This window comes from Streptomyces sp. NBC_00057, from assembly GCF_045041165.1.
Classification (GTDB): domain Bacteria; phylum Actinomycetota; class Actinomycetes; order Streptomycetales; family Streptomycetaceae; genus Streptomyces.
Map to the genome: position 1 here is coordinate 3,491,215 of NZ_CP108256.1, position 20,240 is coordinate 3,511,454.

The window sequence follows — 20,240 nt, forward strand, 5'->3', positions numbered from 1 at the left end:
AGCCGTCACCCTGAGATCTTCAGGGACGCCGTCGCGAACGACGGCAGAGTGAAATCAACCTCGGTCGTCGTACTCGGGGGCGCCGGGAACTGCATGAAGACTGGGATCGTCTTGCCAGCCAACAACGGAGGGATGCTTGTGGTGCAAAGGCACCGATTCTCCGTGTCACGAAGCACGTAGTAGCGCTTCTTCCCTGCCTTGTCCACCAGCGTGGCACCGGCGACAGAGTTCGGGTTCCTGGCGAGGATCGCGCTCTCCGATCCCGCCCACGAACTGGTGTTACGCGTCTGGCCACTGTCGTTCGTGATCTGTCCCTGAACGGTGACGAAGCCTCCAGAATCGCGCTTCACTTGATTGACGACGAGTGTCAGCCCGTCTCCCTCAACCTCCGCAAGCTTCACATTCGGGTCCACGTTGTCCCCAGCGGCGGTGTCCTCCTGCTTCGCTCCCTTGTCCCCGTCAGAGGACTCGGAAGGCTCGGAAGATGGCGACGAACCGGCATCGTTCGTCTTTCCGCCACCATCAGTGCCGCAGCCTGTGACAGCCAAGGCCAGCGCCGCCGCCAGCGAGACGGCTGCCACTGCCCTTCGGGACTTGGTGGAGCGCCGAATGCTCATGGGTTCTGATTCCTTTACTCGTCGTTCGCTGTCAATTGTCGACCAGGTGCACGTCGTAGAGCTTCTTGCTCACCTCGGACCAGAGCGGGGGTCTGCTCGGCTCGATTTCGAGCACCCCGGCGTCCCCGCACGGGAAGATGTACAAGTCCTGGTCACCGTCATCGTTGAAGTCGAAGGCCCTCCATCCGAGGCAACGGAACTCGACAATGGCAGTGGCCTTGGCCTTCGCGAACTTGTTCTCCGTACCGGGAATCACCGACGAGTCCACCGGTTTGCGGCCCTCGACCTCAACCGTGATCCGGTCCCGATAGCCTGCACGTGTCGTCTGGCAGGGGCTGACGACGTCCGCCTGATTCGCTGCGGCAAGTCCCTGAGCCGCAGGGCACCCGGTAACCGCGTGGACCTGAAGGAACTGCTCCAGCATGTTCCCGGGGAGCGATGCGAGGAACGGGGCCCCGAAGTCCTCACGAGTCTGTTGAGCGGCAGCCAGCGCGGCGGCGTCCGCCGCCCCCTGGGCCCCATTGCGCAAGGCCGAGGCCTTACCGACGGCAAAGAATGCGAACACGAGGAAGAGCAGGCCCGCCACCATCACTACATAGATGGGGAAGGCCTGCCCTGCATCGTTGCGCGAACGACCAATCATCACTGAGCGGTGATGGAGTCCACCAGACCGGAGATGCGACCGGAGATCGCGCCACCGATACCCGTAGCCATGATCGCGCCGATGATCGCCACGACCACCAGGATGATGCCCAGGTACTCGAACGCCGTCTGACCGCGGTCCTTGGCCTCGTAGCGCTTCTGGATCGCACTGACCGCAGTGTTGGCCCAGCCGTTGACGCGGACGGCGGTCTTCAGGGTGATGTTCGACATGGGGTTCCCCTCCAGATTCGGCCGACCGGAAGCCGGCCGACTCGCACGCTTCTTGGGTGCCGCCTGCGGTTCCGGCTTCCTCCTGGCCGGAGCCGCTGGCGACATGAGAAACATACGGCCGGACACCCGGCTCGCCGGAGGGTCCCAGGGCCCATTCCCGGGCCCAAAGCGTCAGTTGGGTCTCTGCCGCCGGTTCGTGTTGGACCCCACGCCCCGCACGTACGGCTGCAGACCCGATCCCGCTACCACTCCCCCGCTCAGTCACGATGACCACCGGCCCCGCTTACCCCTTGCCCCGCCGCGGGGGCCGTGCCGAGCCAGCGCGCGATGGCCTCGCTGCGGCTGGCGCTGTGCAGCTTGGTGAAGATGCGGTTGATGTGGTTCTTGACCGTCTTCTCACTGATGAAGCAGGTGGCGGCGATCTGCTGATTGCTCATGCCGGACGCGATCAGCTCCATGACCTCCACCTCCCGTGAACTCAACCCGTACTGCTGCCTGTTGAGAGCCACGACCGGACCCCCGGCCATGGAAGACTGTGCCACAACTGGTTGCAGATGCGAAAGACCCTGTGATGGTCGGATCGGTCGCGCCGCAGGTGGAGCCGGTTCGGGCTTGGGGGCATGTGCAGGCGCACCGTATTGCTGGACCGGACTCGGGGCGTGGCCGTCGTAGCCGGGCCCCTGGTACGGAACGCCCGTGGTCAGGGCCGCGCCGAGTCCCTCTGGGAGCGGTCGTCCCTGTGGCCCGGGGCCCTGACGCATATGAGCAAGGAGGGCGTTGGCCGCGGTGGCGGTGAAGTGGGCGCGTCCGTCCTTGGTGTCGCGTACGGCCTGTACCAACTGGTCGGCCGTGAACTCGCCGTGGACCAGATAGCCGCCCGCGCCCAGCCGGAGCGCCTCGTGGACGATCTCGCTCTCTCGGCTGTAGGTCAGCATCATGACCGGCGCGACCTGTACGAGGTGAGGCAGGGCGGAGATGCCGTCGACGCCGGGCATACGGACGTCGAGCAGGACGACATCCGGGCGGTGCTGCACGGCCATGTCGTAGGCCTGGCGGCCGTCTGCGGCCTCGGCTACGACTTCGATGTCGTCGCGGCCGGAGAGCAGGACGCCCAGGCCGGCCCGTACCACTGGGTTGTCGTCGGCGACGACGACCCGCAGGACACCGGGAAGGGCCGTGGGCGGCGCCGCGGGGAAGGGAGGAATGGACTCGGATGCCGCTGACTGCTGGGGGGCGGGAACGGGGAACGCATTGGAGCTGGGCTCCGAGTTGAGCGGGGTGACGTGCGAGGACGTGTGCTGGGAGGCGTGGTTCTGCGCTGCCCAGTTCTGGCCCGACGCGCGGGAGACGTCGTCCGGCATCTGCGACCTCCTCTCAGGGTTTTATGGGGGGTGAGGATGGATTTGGAGCTGTTCAGTTGGGTTGTTTTGCTTCGAGAGCGGTACTGAGAGCGGCGATCGGGAGTTCCAGGCGGACTTCGGTTCCCCTGGCCGCCTGGCCCTTTCCGATCCGGATGCGGGCGCCGATGGACGCGGCGCGTTCGACCATGCCGACGAGGCCGAAGTGTCCGGCCTGTCGGAGGTCGTCGAGCGTCGTGCCCGGGGGCAGCCCTTGCCCGTCGTCGTAGACGCTGACGCGCAGAACATCGCCCTCCACGCCGACGAGTACGACGAGGTAGGTGGGGTGGGCGTGGCGGTGGGCGTTCTCCATCGCTTCGGAGGCGACGGTGAGCAGCTGGCGCGCGACGACTTGGGGGACGGGCGGGATCGGTGCGTCGTTGAGGAGTCGGAAGGTGGCCGTGAGTTCGTGACGTCGGGTGAAGTCGTCAGCACGTGCCTGGAGTTCGCGCACGACGTCCACCCCGCCGTCGAGTCCGGACTCGCGGCGCAGGTCGGAGAGGAGTTCGCGGGATTCGGCGGCGGCCCGGCGGGCGGCGCGGGCGACCAGTTCGGCCTGGCGCTTGACGGTGAGCGGGTCCATGCGGCCGGAGGAGCCGGCCAGGCCGTCGGCGGCCAGTGCCAGGCCGTGCAGGGTCTTGGCTACGGAGTCGTGCATTTCTCGGGCGAGCCGGGTGCGTTCGCCCTCCACGGCCTCGCTGACTGCCAGGCGGGCCCTGGTCTCGGTGAGGGCCTGGCTGGCTGTCCCGAAGCGAAGGAGCAGGTTGCGCAGGGTGACGCCGACGGCGCCTGCGATGACGCAGAAGCCGGGGAGGAGGAACACCGTGGCATCGGCGGGCTGCAGTTTCGGGTCGGTGCCGTGCACGCCGAGGACGATGACGATCTGAAGTGCGGTGAAGACCGCCGCGCCGCGCCAGCCGTAGACGAGTCCGGCCAGCAGCGGGGTACAGACGGTGACGTACGCGAGGGTGGACTCCGGGCTGGCGGTGATCAGCAGCAGGGCGCCGAAGATGGCGTCTATGCCGAGCAGCCAGGGGTGGCGCAGGAGTACGGGTCCGAAGCGTTCCCAGTCGCGGAAGAGGACGTACGAGCCCATGAAGGTGACGAGGATGGCCGAGCCGATCAGCCAGGAGGCCGGGCCGGAGGCGGTGTGGCCGATCGCGAACGGTGTGGCTATGGCGATCATCGCGAGCCGAAAGCCGAAAACCTGGCGGCACATCGCCTGGAGCGCGTTCAGCTGGATCGCGAACGCCGGGCGTGAACCGGGATCGGCTATGGCCTGACGCACCTCCGCATTCAGTCCGGAATGGGTGCCGCTGAGTTGGAACGACATGAGCCTGTCACCTCCCTCCGACCGTCCTGCTCGCCGTCCGCCTCGTTCACGTCATCCGCCCGCGAGGAAGCCGAAGTCGATGTTGGCTCCGTAGACGAAGCCGACCGTCAGCAGCACCAGGGTTCCGGGGAGGAGGAAGGTGGTGACCGCGAAGGTCGCCTTGGGGACGGCCCTGGCGGCCTTTCGGCGGGCGTTCTGGGCGTCGGTGCGGCGCATGTCGTTGGCGATCTGGATCAGCGTCTCAACGATCGGCGCACCGAGCTCCTCGCCCTGCTGGAGCGTGGTCACGAACATCGCGACCTGCTCCGAGTCGTTGCGCTTGCGCAGCTGCTCAAAGGCCTCGCGGCGGCTGACTCCCATGTCCATCTGGCGCAGAGTGATGCGGAGTTCGTCGGCCCAGGGGCCCTCGTACTTCTCGGCGACGCGTCCCAGCGCCTGGCGGAAGCCGAGGCCGGCCGAGACGACGACGGCCAGGACGTCCAGGAAATCGGGGAGGGTCCGGTCGATGTGGTCGCGGCGGACGCGGACCGCCGACCAGATGCCGACCTCGACCCAGAAGAGGCCGAAGGCGATCAGCAGCAGGGCGAGGAAGATCTGGCCGCGCATGAGCATCGTGAAGGCGCCGAACGCGCCGAGTCCGCCGTAGACGGCGCGGCGGGCGGCGTAGCGGTCGATGGTCAGACCGCCCGGATTGCCCGCCAGGTCGATCTGGCGGCGCTTCTTGTTGACGGCCTTGGGTCCCATCATCCGCAGGACCGCAGGGGCCCAGCGCATGCCGAGCCGGTCGATACCGGAACCGACCGCGCTGGTGCGGGTGGAGCCGACCTCCAGAGCGATCGCGAGGTCAACGGGGAGCTTCGCGTCGCGCCGGTACATGCGGATACCGGCCATGACTCCGTACACCGCGAGACCCATGACGCCGGCGAGCAGCAGGCCCATGTGCGCCCCGCCCATCAGACGTCGATCCGGGACATGCGGCGGATCACGATGAATCCGATCGCGTACAGGGCGATGGAGATGACCACCGCGACCTGGCCGATGAAGGCGCCGGTCATGCGGTCGAGTGCGCCGGGCATGACCGCGTTCATCAGGAGCATGGCGCCCAGGCCGAACATCGGAACGGCGTAGGCGGTGACAGTGACCTGGGAGAGCTGGGTCTTGACCTCGCGCCGGGTCTCCTTGCGCTCCTCCAGCGTCTCGGTGAGGTTGCGCAGCGAGCTGACGACCGTACCGCCGGCCCGGTTGGACAGAACGAGGGTGGTGACGAGGACGACGAGTTCGCGGGAGGGCAGCCGGTCGGTCAGCTCACTCATCGCGTCCTCGAGGGATTCGCCGACAGCGAGGCGTCGGGAGACCCGGGCCAGTTCCTCGCCCGCCGGGTCCTCCATCTCGTCGGCCGCCATACCGATGGACGTACGCAGCGCGAGTCCGGCCTGCGTGGCGTTGGCGAGGATGCGGGCGAGCTCGGGAAGCTGATTGATGAAGCGTTCGGTGCGTTTGGTCCGCTGCCAGTTCAGGAAGGCGTTGGTGCCCCAGAGGCCGATCAGAGCGGCGACCGGCCCGAAGAAGCTGGCGAGCAGCGACGAGGCGATCATCCAGAGGCCGGCCATGGCGGCGAGCGCGTAGACGAAGAACTCGCCCGGTGTGATGTCGAGGCCGGTAGCGGCCAGCTTCAGCTCAAGCTTCCGGCCCAGACCGGTCCTGCGCAGCCTGCTGTCGAGTCCCCGGAAGCGGCGGCGGCGCCCGGTCTCCGGAATGTAGCCGGTGTGCGACAGGCGGTCCACCAGGGCGTCCCGGTCGGCCTTGCCGCCGGAGTAGGCGTGCAGGCCGGTGACGCCTGTGACACCGCAGAGCAGTGTGACGCCGATCGTGAGAAGAGGGAGATTCGTCATGGCACGGTACCTAGTTGGCCTCTCGGGTGGCGAGCTGTTCGGCGGATTCGGCGACCCCGAAGGCCTGCGGGACGGGCTGGCTGGCCATGTAGAGACGCTCGGCGATCTTGCGCGGGATCGGGAGGTACCTGAACTCGCCGTTGATCCGACCCTCGGCGTCCATCGGCTGGGCGTCGAACCGGGCGACGGTCACGATGCGGTAGGGATCGCGGCCGTGCGAGTCGAGGACGGCGATCTCGGTGATCTTGCGGGAACCGTCGGCGTGCCGGGTGAGCTGGACGATGACATCGACGGCGCTGTTGATCTGGTCGTGCAGCGCCTCGAACGGGATCTTGATCTCGGACATCGAGGCCAGGGTCTGCAGACGCATGAGCGCGTCCTCGGCGTTGTTGGCGTGGACGGTGGCGAGCGAGCCGTCGTGACCGGTCGACATCGCCTGGAGCATGTCGAGCGACTCGCCGCCACGGACCTCACCGACGACGATGCGGTCGGGTCGCATACGCAGGGAGTTGCGGACCAGGTCACGGATGGTGATCTGGCCCTTCCCCTCGACGTTCGCCGGACGGGACTCCAGCCGGATGACGTGGCTCTGCTGGAGCTGGAGCTCGGCGGAGTCCTCGATGGTGACGATGCGCTCGCTGTCGGGGATGAGGCCGGAGAGCGCGTTGAGGAGCGTCGTCTTCCCGGTACCGGTGGCGCCGGAGACAATGACGTTCAGCTTGGCCTGGACGAGTCCGGAGAGCAGGATCAGCATCTGCTCGTCGAGCGAGCCGACGTTGATCATTTCCTGGAGCGTGAAGGCCCTCGGGAACCGTCGGATGGTGAGTGTGGCGCCGCTCAGCGACAGCGGCGGAATGATCACGTTGACACGCTCACCACTGGGTAGACGCGCGTCAACCATGGGGTTCGACTCGTCGACGCGGCGGTTGACGGTCGAGACGATGCGCTCGATGGTCTGCATCAACTGCTCGTGCGAGCTGAAGCGCATCGGGAGCTGTTCGACCTTGCCGCTGCGCTCGACGAAGATCTGGTCCGGTCCGTTCACCATGATTTCGGTGATGGACGCGTCTTCGAGGAGCGGTTCCAGAATGCCGAGACCGAGGGCCTCGTCGACGACCCGGCGGATCAGCTGGGTGCGTTCGACGGTCGAGAGGACCGGTCCTTCGCGGCTGATGATGTGGCTGAGTACGCGCTCCAGCCGGGCCCGCCGGTCTGCGGCGGCGAGCGAGGACATCTCCGCCAGGTCGATCTCTTCGAGCAGCTTGGCGCGGTAGGTGGCCACCATGTGGCTGTCCTCCCGCGCCCCGCCGTTCTTCTCGGGGGCGGTCATGCGTGCCCGCAGACTCATTCCGTAACTCCTCGTTCCCACTCGCTTGTTGAGCCGCTGGTCAGGCAGCAGTGCGGTGCGCCGCAGGGGTCAGGTGCGGGGCATCGTGGCGCTTCTTTCGGCCGTGCTCCAGATGTTGATGCCCGGAAGGATGTCGGGCACTTTGACGCGGGCGGTACAGGTGACCTTGTTTCTGCCCGAGCCACTCGTCCTGAAGCGGGCCCGTTCGGCGGTCCAGTCGCTCATCGCGTCCTTGCCCGCCTGCCTGTCACAGCCGCCCGACAGCGACATGCTGGCCATTCGGGCTGCCGCGCGGGCCCCTGTCCCCGCCTGGTTGGCTGCGTACGCGGCCATGCCCGCCTGGATCGCAAGGAGGCCGACCAGGAGCAGCAGGGGGAGGAAGCCCAGATACTCGATGGCGACCTGGCCGCGATCGCGGCGGGGGGTGGCGGTGGTGGTAGCGGCCGTCCGGCCAGGTGTGTGCGTGCGCTTGCTCATCGCTCAGCCCTCCAGCGGGAACGCGGCGTTGCCTTCGACCCGAAACGGCCAGTTGAGTACACCGGGCACCAGGACAGGCACCTGCAACCTGACCTCGGCCTTGTACATGCCTGACGAGGAGCGGCACTTAGTCGGCTTCATCGACTCCTGCCAGGCCTCCGGCAGGTGCTCCCTGGCCGCGGCCCGGCACTCCTTGAACCGCAGGCCCTCCGTAATGGCCCCCTGGTGCGCCGCCTTGTCTGCCGCGTTCCCCGCCAGGCTGAACGTGTAGCCGATCAGCGCGCACTGCCAGAGCGCGACCGCCAGCAGGATGATCAGCGGTGTGACGCCCAGGAACTCGATCGCGGTCTGGCCGCGGTCACGCCTGCGGCCGAGCATCCGGCCATGCACCAAGCCCCGCACCCGGCCCCGCACCGGAGACGGATCACCACAACGCCTTCCCCGTATCTCCGTGTCTGTCGTCTCGGTAAGTGCCATTGGTCAACTTGCCCCCTTGGTCGTCGCCCGGTTCCGGGCGTCGCCGTCGCGTCGGCCGACGCGTGGGCGCCCGATCGAGCCTCGGTCGTTCTTGAACATTCCGCCGCTCTTCGCGCCGCTCTTCTCCGCCTTGTCAGGAACCTTCACGATGCCCACCTCGCCCGCAAGGGCCCAGAGGGCCTGTTTCACGGTGCTCTTGGAATCGAGGTCGTGCAGCCGGCCCGCGTCGACGACGCTCTGGAGTTCCTTGAAGTTCGCGGGAACGGCTGTGTTGGCCGTGCGGGTCCCGGTGATCTTCTCGATCAGCTGCGGCTGGATCTCGGTGTTGCGGATGAACCGGTTGACGACGGTGACCGTCTCCTCCGCCTTGCGGATCTGGAGCCGCTCCCACATCCGTACGAGGCGCTTGGCGCCGCGCACCGCGATCACATCCGGTGTGGTGACCAGCAGTGCCGTGTCGGCCATCTCGATGGCCGCGGCGCTCGCTCCCTGCAGCTGGCTGCCGCAGTCGATCACCACGACCTCGTAGCGCGAACGCAGGGCGCTGACGATCTGCCGGGCCGACCGGTCGCTGACCTCCTCGGCGCTCTCGCCCTCACCGGGTGCCAGGAGCAGCGCGAGGCCGGAACCGTGGCTGAACACGGCATCGGACAGGACACGCGGCGAGATGTCGGTGATGGTCGACAGGTCGACGATGGAACGCCGGAACTGCACATCGAGGTACGAGCCGATGTCGCCGGCCTGGAGGTCCATGTCGACGAGGGCGACGGTACGTCCGGACGCCTGGGCCGCCAGGGCGAGTTGTACGGCGGTGACGGTGGTGCCGACCCCGCCCTTCGCGCCGCTGACCGTGATGACCGTACCGCCGGGGCCGGTGAAGACATCGGCCCCGCTGCTCAGGTGGCGGCGGACGCCGACGGACCACTGGGCGGCGGACTGGATCCGGTTGGCCAGTTCCTCGTAGCTCAGGGGCAGGGTGATGACACCTCGCGCACCCGACTCCATCGCGGAGGCGAACAGACCGGGGGTGACGTCGGCGGTGATCAGCACGACCCCGATGGCGGGGAAGCGCAGGGAGACCTCCCTGATCAGTTCCAGCGCCGGTACCGGACCGATCCGCTCGTGGACCAGCACCACCTCGGGCAGTTCGTCGAGCGATTCGCCCGCGAGCCGGGCGAGGGTGTCGATGAGCTGGGTCGAGTCGCTGACCGGAGTGGCCGGTTCCGCGTCGGGGAGCTGGCTGAGCAGGGTGGTGACGGATCTGGCCGCGTCGACGTCACCGACGGCCGGGAGGATCCTGGTGGTCATGCGATCCTCACTTGTCCTTGTCGATCGTGTAGGTGCGGTCGCCCGGGCGGATGGTGGCGTCGCTGCCGGAGGCCAGGAGCGCGAGGCGTACGTGCTCCGCGAAGGACTCGGCGTAGGCGATGCGCTGGGTGTCGAGCGTGTTGAGTGCGAAGGTGATCGGGACGGCCTCGGTGCCCATGTTGGACTTGCCGTCGCGGCTCGGCTCCAGGGCGGTCAGCTTGCCGACGTCCAGCACCTTGGCGTTGGAGACGATGACCTTCGACTGGGAGGGGTCTCCGTCGCGCTCACCGGCGAAGGTGGCGTAGATGTTGACCGTGGCACCGGGGGTGATCTTGCCCGCGACGCCGGTCGCGGCGTCGATCATGATGGCGATCTCCTGCTCCCCGGGCTGCAGTTCGGGGCGCTTCTGCATCATGTCGGACTGGAGCAGCGAGCCCTTGCGCAGCTGGGTGACGGCGATCTTGCCGTTCACCTCGGAGAGGTCGGTCACCGCGTTGGTGGAGAGCCAGCGCTTCGGCATCGAGATCTTCTCGAACTGGCCGGACGACAGGGCGGTATAGGGCGCTACATCGGACTTCAGCTGGTAGGCCGAGACCTCGGGGCCGACCTTGGTGTTGACGTCGCTGATCACCGAGAGCACGCCGGCGAAGGCGCCAAAGGCACACAGAACCGACAAAAGCAGGAGTATCACGCCGCGGCGCTGGCGGGAGTTCATGGGCCGGACAACCTCGTTCGAATCGGATGCGTGGGGCAGCGGACAGGAGGGCGTCTACGGAGGAAAGCGGAAGCGCTAGGACTGCGGTGGTGCGGGCGCTCCCTGGCTGAGGACACCGGCGGAGTGCATGCGGTTCTCGGCTGCGGGTAGCGGGGAGGAGCAGAACCCGCAGCGGTCACCGATGAGGTCCATTCCGCACCAGCGACAGTTCTCGCGACGTACGGAGGAAACCAGTTGGTACAGAATGGAGATGTCTGGAAGATAGGCAGCGAATTCGACCAGTTTTCCGGTTCCCCACCATGCCGGGGAAGCGGAGGGAAGCGCGGCCTCGTGAATGGCCTGGACCTGCCACGCGGGTGCCAGGGTCTGCTTCACCCATTCGGACTGCGACTGCCCTTTGGCAACCATCAGATGCGTGGCGAATTCCGGGCCGGTCGGCGGGTCCGCCTTCGGGCCGACCTTGACGAGCTGCGGGTCCGGCCCCGCGACCACGGCGAACTGGGAGCCCGGCACCCAGGACTTGGCGTGTGTCCTGAGGTCGACAGGGACCCGGTCGAACTTGGTGACGGAGTTCAGCAGGGCGCCCGCGTGGATGTAGTGCGACAGCAGCCGGGCGGCGGAGGCGACCACTCCCGGGCTGAAGTCGCAGATGGACAACTGGCGGAGCTGCCTCACGAGCACGGCGACACCCAAGGGGGGGAGGTCCACCTTGAGCAGAGCGATGCGGTCGCTTTCCAGCACGGACCGTACGGAGTAGAGCCGGCGCTCATGGGCGGGCGCGATGCCGGTCGGGTACACGGCGACGACGTAGCCGTGCTGTTCGAGCAGCACGTGCATGTCACCGATGGCCATCTCCAGCGCCTGGGCGTCAGGAGCCTGCAGCAGGGCTGCTGTCGGTGTCTGCTGGTCGGTCGGAGGTAGTACCAAGTCAGCACTGGTCACTGCTATTGCGGTCGGCACGCTGTTCCCCGTTTCGGCTCCGGCCTGACGACGGTCATGACGTCGGCCGCAATCGCTCCTGCTCCGCGGTTCTGCCTCAGCACTTTATCCACGTCTTACCTGGCAGAGAACACTTTTCGGAGGCCAGTACGACAACCTGTGCATGCCGCCTGCACAACATCTCCATGCTAAATCGGATCAAATCGAAAGTCGTTAACTCCTGTACCACTGCGGAGTGTTACGAATCCAGCTTCCGATTGCCTGCCGCCAGAAATTCATCTCCGCACGTCAGGCCGGATGCGGAACCTGCCGCACGGGGCTCCGGCAGGGCCGGATCGTCACTGTCCGAGCATCTTGGCCACGTCACCCGCACGAGGGGCGAGCGAGCTCAACAAATCGTCAATTCTTGGGGAGCCCTCGGCCGTTGCGGAACCTCTGAACGACCGTTCGCGGGTGGCCGACGGGGCGGCCGCGGAGCGCGGCGCTGCTGCATGCGTCCCGGGCCTGTCCCGGATCCGGGCGCGCTGTCCGGGACGGGCCCGGCCCATGGCCTCGTGGGCGCCCGCGTGCCACCGTGGTGCTGGGCGCCGTGCCGTGCGTGGTGGTGCGGTGGAGCGGGTGCGGCATGTGGATCAGCTGGTTCAGCCGAGGACCGCGAGCGCGTCGATCTCGATCAGCAGGCCCTCGGGGAGGCCGACGTAGACCGTCGTACGGGCGGCCGGGGCCGCCTTGAGGTTCTGCTCGCCGAAGTAGGCGTTGTAGATCTCGTTCATCTCGGCGAAGTGGTCCACGTCCGTGAGGTAGACGCGCATCATCATCACGTCGTCCCAGCTCGCGCCGCCCTCCTCCAGGATCGCCTTGACGTTGGCGAAGGTCTGGAGGGTCTGCTCGCGCAGCGTCGGACCGGCGGGGGTCGGGGCCCGGCCCTCAGCGGCGGGGAGGAAGCCGACCTGGCCGGCGACCTGGAGGATGTTCCCCTTCTTCACGCCGTGCGAGAACTTCGCGGGCGGCGTGGTGTGGGTGCTCGGGGTGAGGGCGGTCTTCTCGGTCATGGCTGTTCAGGCTTTCTTGGGTGGGTTGGTGCCGGAGTACTCCCGGCTGATGGTGTCGGCGGTGCGGCGCACCAGGGGGAGCAGGGTGAGGAGTTCCTCGGCCGTGACGACGACATTGGGTGCGGAGACCGACATCGCGGCGACGACCCGCCCGTCCGCGCCCCGGATGGGGGCGCCGACGCAGTTGATGGACTCCTCGTGGCCGCCGAGGTCGGTGGCCCAGCCCTGTTCGCGGACGACGGCGAGCTCCTTGAGGAACGCGCCGGCGTTCGGGGTCGAACGGGACGTGTACATGGGGTAGTCGAGCTTCTCGGCGATGGCCCGCCGCTCGGGCTCGGCGAGATCGGCGAGGAGCAGCTTCGCGACGGCGGCGACGGTGATCGCGACGGGCTTGCCGATCCGCGAGTACATCCGGACCGGGTAGCGGCTCTCGACCTTGTCGATGTAGAGGACCTCGTGCTCCTCGTACACCGCGAGATGCACGGTGTGGCCGCAGCTCTCGTTGAGTTCGACGAGGTGGGGGTGGGCGATCTCCCGTACGTCGAGGTTCTCGACGGCCTCCTGCGCGAGCGCGAAGAGGCGGGCGCCGAGGCGGTAGCGCTGGTCCTGCTGGCGGTAGACGAGTCCGTGCTCGTGGAGCGTACGGAGCAGGCGCAGCGCGGTGGACTTGTGGACGCCGAGCCGCTCGGCGACCTGCCCGAGGTCGGCGGGCCCCTGGGCGAGCAGCGGCAGGATGCTCAGCGCCCGGTCGACGGTCTGACTCATGCGCGTGCCTCGCTGCCCTCGGCCCGGTCTTCGCCCGGGACGCCCCTCTTGTCCGTTCGCTCGCTGCGCTCGCTCACGTCGTACGTACCTCCTGGTCGTCCCCCGTCCATCCGGGGCCGAGACGAAGTCTCCCCCAGGCATCGTCGTCCAGTGCGGCAAGGGCGTCGGCGTGAGCGCGGGCCGGAGGGTCGGTGAGGTCGCCGGGGACGGTGAGGACGGCAGCGGCCATCAGGTGGCCGTGCCGGACGCGGTCGCGTACGGGGAGGTCGCGGAGGGTGGCGGAGAGGAACCCGGCGGCGAAGGCGTCACCGGCGCCGACAGGGGCGACGACATCGACCCGGAGGGCGGGGACGGTGGTGACGTCGTCGGCCTCGCCCGCGTCCGAGAAGACCGTCGCCCCGTCGGGCCCGCGCTTCACGACCAGCACCCCCGGCTCCGGCAATGCCGCGCGAATCGCCTCCGCACCCTTCACTCCCCACACCTCCTCCGCCTCGTCCTCGCCGACGAAGACCAGGTCGGAGCGGCGGGCCAGGTCCAGGAGCACCTCACGGGCCGCGTCGGCGTCGCGCCACAGGCCCGGCCGGTGGTTGACGTCGAAGGAGATCAGCGGGCGACCGGGCCGGGGTGCGGTCAGGTCGTGCAGCAGGGCCAGGCAGTCGGCGGAGAGCGCCGCCGTGATGCCGGACAGATGCAGGACGCGGCCCGCGAACAGCGCCTCGTAGGGGACGTTGTCCGGGGACATCGCGGAGGCGGCGGACCCGGCCCGGTAGTACGCCACCTCGTGCACATCGGTGGCCCGGTCCGTCGCCGTACGGAAGTAGATCCCGGTGGGCCGCGCCGGATCGCGCTGCACGGCGGAGGTGTCGACCCCGTAGCCGGCGACCGCCTCGACGAGATGGTCGCCGAACCCGTCCGCACCGACCCTGCTGACCCAGGCCGCCCGGTGTCCGGCGGCGGCGAGCGCGCAGGCGACATTGGACTCGGCGCCGCCGATACCGCGGCCGAAGGAGGGTACGTCGGCGAGGCGTCCGGGCTGCGACGGCAGGAACGTCACCATGGACTCGCCGAGGCACACGACTTCGGCGGCCGTGGTGGCGTCGGCGGTCCTGACCGGGGTTCCGGACACTCGGGGCTCCTCGCGGGGTCGGTTGGTTCGGCGATTCGGCGGATGTGGCGGGGCAGCGGTTCAGGGAGAGGCGGCGCCGGCTGTCGGCCTCGGCATTGACCCGGCGTCGGCTCGGATGTTAGACAGCATTAAGCGATATGCGCAATGGGTGTTGCACATACTGCAACGAATACTTCGATCGAGGAGGCCCCCCTTGGCCGCCGACCGTCCTGTGGCCGGACTTGCCGACGAGCTGGTCGACCACCGTTTCAAGGCGCTCCCGCCCGACGCGGAGGGCCTGACCGTCGGCGCCCTCGCCGCCGAGCGACGCAATCTCTTCACAGGCGGCTTCACCACACCGGTGCTCGCCCTGTCCGCCGAGTCGGTCGAGCACAATCTCGCCCTTCTGGAGACGTACGCAAAGCGCCACGGGCTCGCCTTCGCCCCGCACGGCAAGACCTCCATGTCCCCGCAGCTCTTCGCCCGCCAGCTGGAGTACGGCGCCTGGGGCATCACCGCGGCCGTGCCGCACCAGGCGCGGGTCTACCGGGCGTACGGGATCCGGCGGATCTTCCTCGCCAACGAGCTCGTCGACGCCGTGGCCCTGCGCTGGCTCGCCGGTGAGCTGGACTCCGATCCGGACTTCCGCTTCATCTGTTACGTCGACTCGGTGCGCGGCGTGGAGCTGATGGACGAGGCGCTGCGGGCGGCGGGTGCCTCCCGCCCCGTGGACGTCGTCGTGGAGCTGGGCGCGGGCGAGGGTGCGCGCACCGGTGCCCGTACCGAGGCCGCGTGCGTGGCGGTCGCCGATGCGGTGGCCGCGACCTCGACGCTGCGTCTGGTGGGCGTGGCCGGTTACGAGGGCGAGGTGCCGGACGCGTCCGTGGAGCGGGTACGGGAGTGGCTGCGCCGGCTCGTCGCGCTGGCCGTCGACTTCGACCGCGCGGGCCGGTTCGCGGCGCCCGCGGCCGACGAGGGGATCGTGCTCAGCGCGGGCGGCAGTGCGTGGTTCGACGCGGTGGCGGACGTGTTCGCCCAGATCCCGGAACTCTCCGGTCCGGTGCTCAAGCTGCTGCGCTCGGGGGCGTACGTCTCGCACGACGACGGCCACTACCGCCACCTCACCCCGTTCAACCGCGTCCCGGAGGAGGGGGCCCTGCAGCCCGCCTTCCGGCTCTGGGCCCAGGTTGTCTCCCGGCCCTCCCCCGAGCAGGCGTTCCTCAACGCGGGCAAGCGGGATGCGGCGTACGACCTCGACCTCCCGCAGGCACAGGTCGTACGGTCCGGCCGCGACGGCTCGGTCCGGCCCGCGACGGGTGTCGCGGTCAGCGGCCTGTCGGACCAGCACACGTGGGTGCGTACGGAGCCGGGCGCGGAGCTGGAGGTGGGTGACTGGGTGGGGATGGGTCTGTCGCACCCGTGCACGAGCTTCGACAAGTGGCAGCTGATTCCGCTGGTGGAGGCGGACGGCACGGTCACGGATTACATCCGCACGTTCTTCTGACCTCCGCCCGTCCCTCCCCGCGTCCGGGGGCTGCGCCCCCGGACCCCCGCTCCTCGATCGCCGGAGGGGCTCGGTCCTGGCGAAAGGCGGCCGACCCCATGGACCTGGTCATCCGTGACGCACACGTCATCGACGGCACCGGCACCCCCGCCCACCGCGCAGACGTGGCCATCGGCGACGGCCGGATCGTCGAGATCCACCCCGAACACGCCCCCGGCCCGCGCCCCACCGCCCGCCGCACCCTCGACGCCGACGGACTCGCCCTCTCCCCCGGCTTCATCGACATGCACGCGCACAGCGATCTCGCGCTGCTCCGCGACCCCGACCACAGCGCCAAGGCCGCACAGGGCGTCACGCTCGAAGTCCTCGGCCAGGACGGCCTGTCGTACGCCCCGGTCGACGACCGCACGCTCGCCGAGGTACGGAAGACGATCACCGGCTGGAACGGCGACGGTTCGGACCTCGACTTCGACTGGCGCACGGTCGGCGGGCTCCACGTTCGAGAAACCGCGTACGTTGCCGGCCGGCATCCCGCATGTGCTGATCGACGGCCGCTTCGTCATCGAGGACGGCCGCCGGACCCAGGTGCTGGCGGGGAAGGCAGTGCGGGGAGAGGGACGCATCCAGGACCTATGAGGTCTCCGGGCCCTCGGCCGCACGCTCCTTCGCCCAGGCCAGGTCCTCCTCGGTCGGGGCGTCGTCCTGGGTGAGGCTCGTCCGCCAGTAGCCGCTGAACTCCACGGCCACCCTGGGCAGTCCGCGCTCCTCGACCAGATGGTGGCGCAGGCTCCGCACCGCCCCGGCCTCGCCGGCCAGCCACGCCGCACCGGACCCGGCGGGCAGTCCGGCGCCCCTCACCGCGTCCGTCAACGTCCCGCCCCGGTCCCGGTGCACCCAGTGGACGGTCACCTCGCCGGGCGAGTCGAGCACCTGCTCCTCCGCCTCGTCGGCCACCTCGGCGTACACCACCGCCCGCGCCCCGGCCGGGAGGGACTCCAGGAGCGTCCCGATCGCCGGGAGCGCCGTCTCGTCCCCGGCCAGCAGCAGCCAGTCGGCGGCGGGCAGCGGCCGGGCGTACATCGACGACGGGCCGACCATGCCGAGGACGTCCCCGGGGCGCGCGTCCCGGCCCCAGCGGGCGGCGGGGCCTTCGTCGCCGTGGAGCACGAAGTCGACGGCCATCAGGCCGAGCCGCCGGTCGTACGCGCGAACCGTGAAGCTCCGCATCAGCGGACGTTCGGGCTCGGGGATCGCGAGGTACGACTCGTACCACCGCATGCCGTACGTGTCGTCGGCGTCCGGCTCCGGCAGCCGGGGCACCTCCTGCCCCTCCCTCGGGAAGCAGAGCTTCATCTGCTGGTCGGGCCGGTCCTCCATGAGCTCCGCCAGTGCGTCCCCGGCGAAGGTGATGCGTGCCGTCCGCGGGGTGATCCGCTCCACGCCCACCACCCGTACGTACGACACGGGCCATGCCTGCCCCATCGCGGCACCCACTCTCTGCGACTGATAGTTTATGCCGTAAGGAATTACCTCTGCGAAGTTACTTTATGGCGTAAGGAGTCGCAAGTGGTGGTCTTTGCCGGACAGGGCGACGCCCGCCGTTCGATGTCCCTGCTGTGGCGCGCCGAGCAGCCGGCACAGCCGCGCCGCGGCCCCGGGCCGGGCCCCAGGCCGGGGCTGAGCGTGGACGCGATCGTGACCGCCGCGATCGCGGTCGCCGACGAGGACGGCATGGCCGCGCTCTCGATGCGCGCGGTGGGCGAGCGGCTGGACCGTACGGCAATGGCGCTCTACACCTACGTCCCCAGCAAGAGCGAGCTGCTGGACCTGATGTACGACGCCGTCCACGCCGAGCTGCCCACCCAGTACACCGGTATCGACAACTGGCGTGCGGGACTGACCGATTGGGCGCAGGACACGCTCGCGTTCCTCCTCCGCCACCCCTGGGTGCTCCAGGTCTCCCAGGCCCGCCCGGTCCTCGGCCCGCACGAGTACGCCGGCCTGGACACACTCGTACGCCTGCTGAACAAGACCGGGCTCGACGCCCCGCTCCTGCGGCGGCTGGTCGGCACGCTGACCCACTTCGTCCGCGGCTGCGCCGGGACGGTCGCCGAGGCGCGGCAGGCCGCGGCGGTGACGGGCGAGTCGGACGAGGAGTGGTGGTTCGCCCGCTCGGCGCTGCTGGGCGAAGTGGCGCCCGACTTCACGGACCGTTATCCGAGCCTGAGCGCGATGGAGAGCGAGAGCACCCCGCAGCAGCCGCCCTCCGCGCCGGGCGAGGAGGCGATGCCGTACCTGGAGCGCGAGGCGCGGGAGACGTTCGCCGTCGGACTCGATGTGCTGCTCGACGGGATCGAGGCGGCGATCCGGCGCACGGGCGCGGCGTGAGCCTGCGAGCGCGCGTCGCCGCCGCGGTGCCCGGTCGGCATCGCGGCGGCGACGTGGCTCACGAACTCACGGCTTGGGCAGGGCACACCCCGGCCGGCTGAGGTCGAACTTGTTGCCGGTACCGATGCACGGCACGATGCCGTAGGTCTCCTGGGCGTAGTTGATGCCCTGGCGCACCGTCACATTGCCGTTCTCGTCGACCTCGCACGGGTTGTTGTCCGTGCACCGCTGCCCGTCCTCGTTGCCGGTGTTGTTGACGGCGACGACCTTGCCGGTGGCGTTGTCGATCACCGGGGAGCCGGACGTACCGCCGATGGTCCGGCAGGCGGAGGTGTAGCGGACCGAGTCCTTCCAGGTCCACTCGCCCTCCTTGAGGCGATAGACGAAACCGTCCACATTGCAGCTGTACGTGCGCTTCCAGTAGCCGGAGACCACCGTGATCGCGGTGCCCTGGACCGGGTGCGCGGTGTTGAGCTCCAGCGCCTTGATGCCGTAGGTGCTCTCGATCTGGGCATAGGTGCGGGTGAGTTGGTACACCGATATGTCGGTGTCGGTCATCGTCCCGTACGCGATCTTGCTCGCCCGCAGGGTGCCGACTCCGCTGCCCGAGGCGTTCAGCAGGGTGAAGCTCCGGGTGGACGGCTGGTCGAACACGACCTCGCCCGGCCCCGGGAATCCCGACTCCATGCAGTGCCCGTTGGAGAGCACGAGCGCGGGGTCGGAGGGCTGGGAGTCGGGCGTACGGACGACGGAGCCGGAACAGTTGCTGAGCGCGACGGTCCCGGCGAAGTTGACCGCCTTGGCCGTGATCGCCTCGGCTGTGACCGCCTTGGCCGTGATCGCCTCGGCTGTGACCGCCTTGGCCGTGACCGCCTGCGGTGCGGCGGCCTTGGTCGTGGGCGCGGACGCGTCGTGGCTCGTGGCCGCGACAGCGGGGGCCGTTCCCGCTCCGAGGAGCAGAACGGTGAAGAGCGCGCCGACGAGAGGCTTCTTCATGTGGGGGTCCCCTCTAGTGACCTGTGCAGGGCCCTGGTGGCCCCTGCGACCGAAGTTCTTCGGATTTGACATGCGCATGTTGGCGCACGGCAGGGGCCCCCACAAGGGGCGGTTTCAAGCCGTCGGGTCTCGGGTCGCCCGGTCTCAAGCCGTCCGGACCGAGCCCCCCGGTCTCAGGCCGTGGTCCGCTCCACCGGGATCCAGAGCTCCGCCTCGGCCTGTCCGGCGTCCTGCGACACCCGGGTGCGCAGGATCTCGGGACCGGGCCTGCTCCGGTACGGATTGGACGGGAACCACTGGGTGAACACATCTCGCCACAGGTACTGAAGTGCCTGCGGGAAGGGCCCGGAGTTCTCGAAGACGGCCCAGGCGCCCGCCGGGACCACCAGTGCGTCCAGGTCCTCGGGCACGGCCCCACCAGTCACCACGGCGTGGTAGTAGTCGAGTTCGGTCCCCTCCGCCCGGCTGTCGGCGAGGTTGTCGCTCACCGAGACGATCCCCTCCGGTTCCTGGTCGGACAGTTCCGCGATGCGCCGCACCGTCTCCTGTCCGATACCCCGGATGAACTCGGCGATGGCCGGGTTCACCCCCTCGTGCACGAGGGGAACCCGCGCCTTCTTCCCGACCACACGGAACTCCTCCTTCTCCACGATCCGGTACCGCATGCTGCTGCTCCCTTCGACCACGAGGTGGAAGGACATCCGGGGCTGGGACCGCAGAGCCGCACCGGTCCGTCTGGCCTCGCCGGGGCCGACGCCGTGCATGGCCCGGAACGCCCGCGCGAACGCCTCCCCCGAGGTGTAGCCGTAGCGAACCGCGATCTCCAGCAGCGTCCGCTCCCCTGCCAGCACCTCGGCACCCGCGAGCGTCAGCCGCCGACGCCGGATGTATTCCGACAGGGGCATCCCGGCCAACGCCGAGAACATCCGCCGGAAGTGGTACTCCGACGTCAGCGCGATCCGCGCCGGCTCGGCCGCGTCGATCCGCTGATCGAGGCGGCACTCGATGTGCTCCATGGCCTGATTCAGCCGCTCCAGCACCCCGGACTCCTTCC

General features: G+C 69.0%; 21 protein-coding genes and 1 pseudogene. 3 read left to right on the forward strand and 19 right to left on the reverse strand.

Features of this window, described 5'->3' with window-relative positions; translation table 11 throughout:
- Positions 1-5 precede the first annotated feature (5 nt).
- The 16 genes from OG953_RS16065 to OG953_RS16140 form a co-directional block, all read right to left on the reverse strand.
- Entirely contained in the window at positions 6-617 is a 612-nt protein-coding gene (locus OG953_RS16065; RefSeq protein ID WP_405684956.1) for a hypothetical protein, read from the reverse strand.
- A gap of 31 nt (positions 618-648) precedes the next feature.
- Positions 649-1,260: a pilus assembly protein TadG-related protein gene (locus OG953_RS16070; RefSeq protein ID WP_405684958.1), complete on the reverse strand. Its 612-nt coding sequence runs from the start codon at positions 1,258-1,260 to the stop codon at positions 649-651.
- Positions 1,260-1,490: a hypothetical protein gene (locus tag OG953_RS16075; protein ID WP_405684960.1), complete on the reverse strand. Its 231-nt coding sequence runs from the start codon at positions 1,488-1,490 to the stop codon at positions 1,260-1,262. The genes OG953_RS16070 and OG953_RS16075 overlap by 1 nt, the downstream gene beginning before the upstream one ends.
- Before the next feature lie 257 nt (positions 1,491-1,747).
- The gene (locus OG953_RS16080; protein WP_405684962.1) at positions 1,748-2,851 is read right to left on the reverse strand and encodes a response regulator; all 1,104 of its coding nucleotides are present in this window, start codon (positions 2,849-2,851) and stop codon (positions 1,748-1,750) included.
- A gap of 52 nt (positions 2,852-2,903) precedes the next feature.
- Complete coding sequence (locus tag OG953_RS16085; RefSeq protein ID WP_405684963.1) at positions 2,904-4,220, reverse strand: sensor histidine kinase; 1,317 nt, start codon at positions 4,218-4,220, stop codon at positions 2,904-2,906.
- A gap of 51 nt (positions 4,221-4,271) precedes the next feature.
- A complete protein-coding gene (locus OG953_RS16090; RefSeq protein ID WP_405691859.1) occupies positions 4,272-5,159 on the reverse strand; it encodes a DUF5936 domain-containing protein in 888 nt (295 codons plus the stop codon).
- Between the two features lie 14 nt (positions 5,160-5,173).
- Complete coding sequence (locus OG953_RS16095; RefSeq protein WP_405684965.1) at positions 5,174-6,112, reverse strand: type II secretion system F family protein; 939 nt, start codon at positions 6,110-6,112, stop codon at positions 5,174-5,176.
- Positions 6,113-6,122: 10 nt separating this feature from the next.
- Positions 6,123-7,460 carry a CpaF family protein gene (locus OG953_RS16100; protein WP_327273246.1) on the reverse strand — a complete coding sequence of 446 codons (1,338 nt, stop codon included), beginning with the start codon at positions 7,458-7,460 and terminating at the stop codon, positions 6,123-6,125.
- Between the two features lie 69 nt (positions 7,461-7,529).
- Positions 7,530-7,937, reverse strand: coding sequence for a TadE/TadG family type IV pilus assembly protein (locus OG953_RS16105; protein ID WP_405684967.1), 408 nt, complete (start codon positions 7,935-7,937; stop codon positions 7,530-7,532).
- A 3-nt stretch (positions 7,938-7,940) separates the two neighbouring features.
- Positions 7,941-8,327, reverse strand: a complete 387-nt coding sequence (locus OG953_RS16110; protein ID WP_405691861.1) for a TadE family protein — start codon at positions 8,325-8,327, stop codon at positions 7,941-7,943.
- A 90-nt stretch (positions 8,328-8,417) separates the two neighbouring features.
- Complete coding sequence (locus OG953_RS16115) at positions 8,418-9,722, reverse strand: CpaE family protein (RefSeq protein ID WP_405684969.1); 1,305 nt, start codon at positions 9,720-9,722, stop codon at positions 8,418-8,420.
- 7 nt (positions 9,723-9,729) lie between these two features.
- Positions 9,730-10,437, reverse strand: coding sequence for a Flp pilus assembly protein CpaB (cpaB, locus tag OG953_RS16120; protein WP_405684970.1), 708 nt, complete (start codon positions 10,435-10,437; stop codon positions 9,730-9,732).
- Positions 10,438-10,512: 75 nt separating this feature from the next.
- Positions 10,513-11,379 carry a hypothetical protein gene (locus OG953_RS16125; RefSeq protein WP_405684972.1) on the reverse strand — a complete coding sequence of 289 codons (867 nt, stop codon included), beginning with the start codon at positions 11,377-11,379 and terminating at the stop codon, positions 10,513-10,515.
- Positions 11,380-12,017: 638 nt separating this feature from the next.
- Positions 12,018-12,428 carry a RidA family protein gene (locus OG953_RS16130; protein ID WP_405684974.1) on the reverse strand — a complete coding sequence of 137 codons (411 nt, stop codon included), beginning with the start codon at positions 12,426-12,428 and terminating at the stop codon, positions 12,018-12,020.
- A gap of 6 nt (positions 12,429-12,434) precedes the next feature.
- Positions 12,435-13,193: an IclR family transcriptional regulator gene (locus OG953_RS16135; protein WP_405684975.1), complete on the reverse strand. Its 759-nt coding sequence runs from the start codon at positions 13,191-13,193 to the stop codon at positions 12,435-12,437.
- 73 nt (positions 13,194-13,266) lie between these two features.
- Positions 13,267-14,319, reverse strand: coding sequence for a sugar kinase (locus OG953_RS16140; RefSeq protein ID WP_405684977.1), 1,053 nt, complete (start codon positions 14,317-14,319; stop codon positions 13,267-13,269).
- A 193-nt stretch (positions 14,320-14,512) separates the two neighbouring features.
- On the opposite strand from OG953_RS16140, the gene OG953_RS16145 reads away from it, so the two are divergent.
- A complete protein-coding gene (locus OG953_RS16145; RefSeq protein ID WP_405684978.1) occupies positions 14,513-15,802 on the forward strand; it encodes an alanine racemase in 1,290 nt (429 codons plus the stop codon).
- A 98-nt stretch (positions 15,803-15,900) separates the two neighbouring features.
- A pseudogene (locus OG953_RS16150) lies at positions 15,901-16,293 on the forward strand (amidohydrolase family protein); the annotation flags it as partial.
- Positions 16,294-16,432: 139 nt separating this feature from the next.
- Here OG953_RS16150 and OG953_RS16155 read toward each other — a convergent pair.
- On the reverse strand, positions 16,433-17,284 hold the full coding sequence (locus OG953_RS16155; RefSeq protein WP_405684979.1) for a siderophore-interacting protein: 852 nt from the start codon (positions 17,282-17,284) through the stop codon (positions 16,433-16,435).
- A gap of 84 nt (positions 17,285-17,368) precedes the next feature.
- Here OG953_RS16155 and OG953_RS16160 point away from each other — a divergent pair, with 84 nt between their 5' ends.
- Entirely contained in the window at positions 17,369-18,190 is an 822-nt protein-coding gene (locus tag OG953_RS16160; RefSeq protein WP_405684980.1) for a TetR/AcrR family transcriptional regulator, read from the forward strand.
- A gap of 66 nt (positions 18,191-18,256) precedes the next feature.
- Here the strand turns inward: OG953_RS16160 and OG953_RS16165 are convergent, their stop codons facing one another.
- Together OG953_RS16165 and OG953_RS16170 are read right to left on the reverse strand one after the other, a co-directional pair.
- On the reverse strand, positions 18,257-19,186 hold the full coding sequence (locus OG953_RS16165; RefSeq protein ID WP_405684982.1) for a serine protease: 930 nt from the start codon (positions 19,184-19,186) through the stop codon (positions 18,257-18,259).
- Between the two features lie 173 nt (positions 19,187-19,359).
- A complete protein-coding gene (locus OG953_RS16170; protein WP_405684983.1) occupies positions 19,360-20,226 on the reverse strand; it encodes a GyrI-like domain-containing protein in 867 nt (288 codons plus the stop codon).
- Positions 20,227-20,240: the final 14 nt, after the last annotated feature.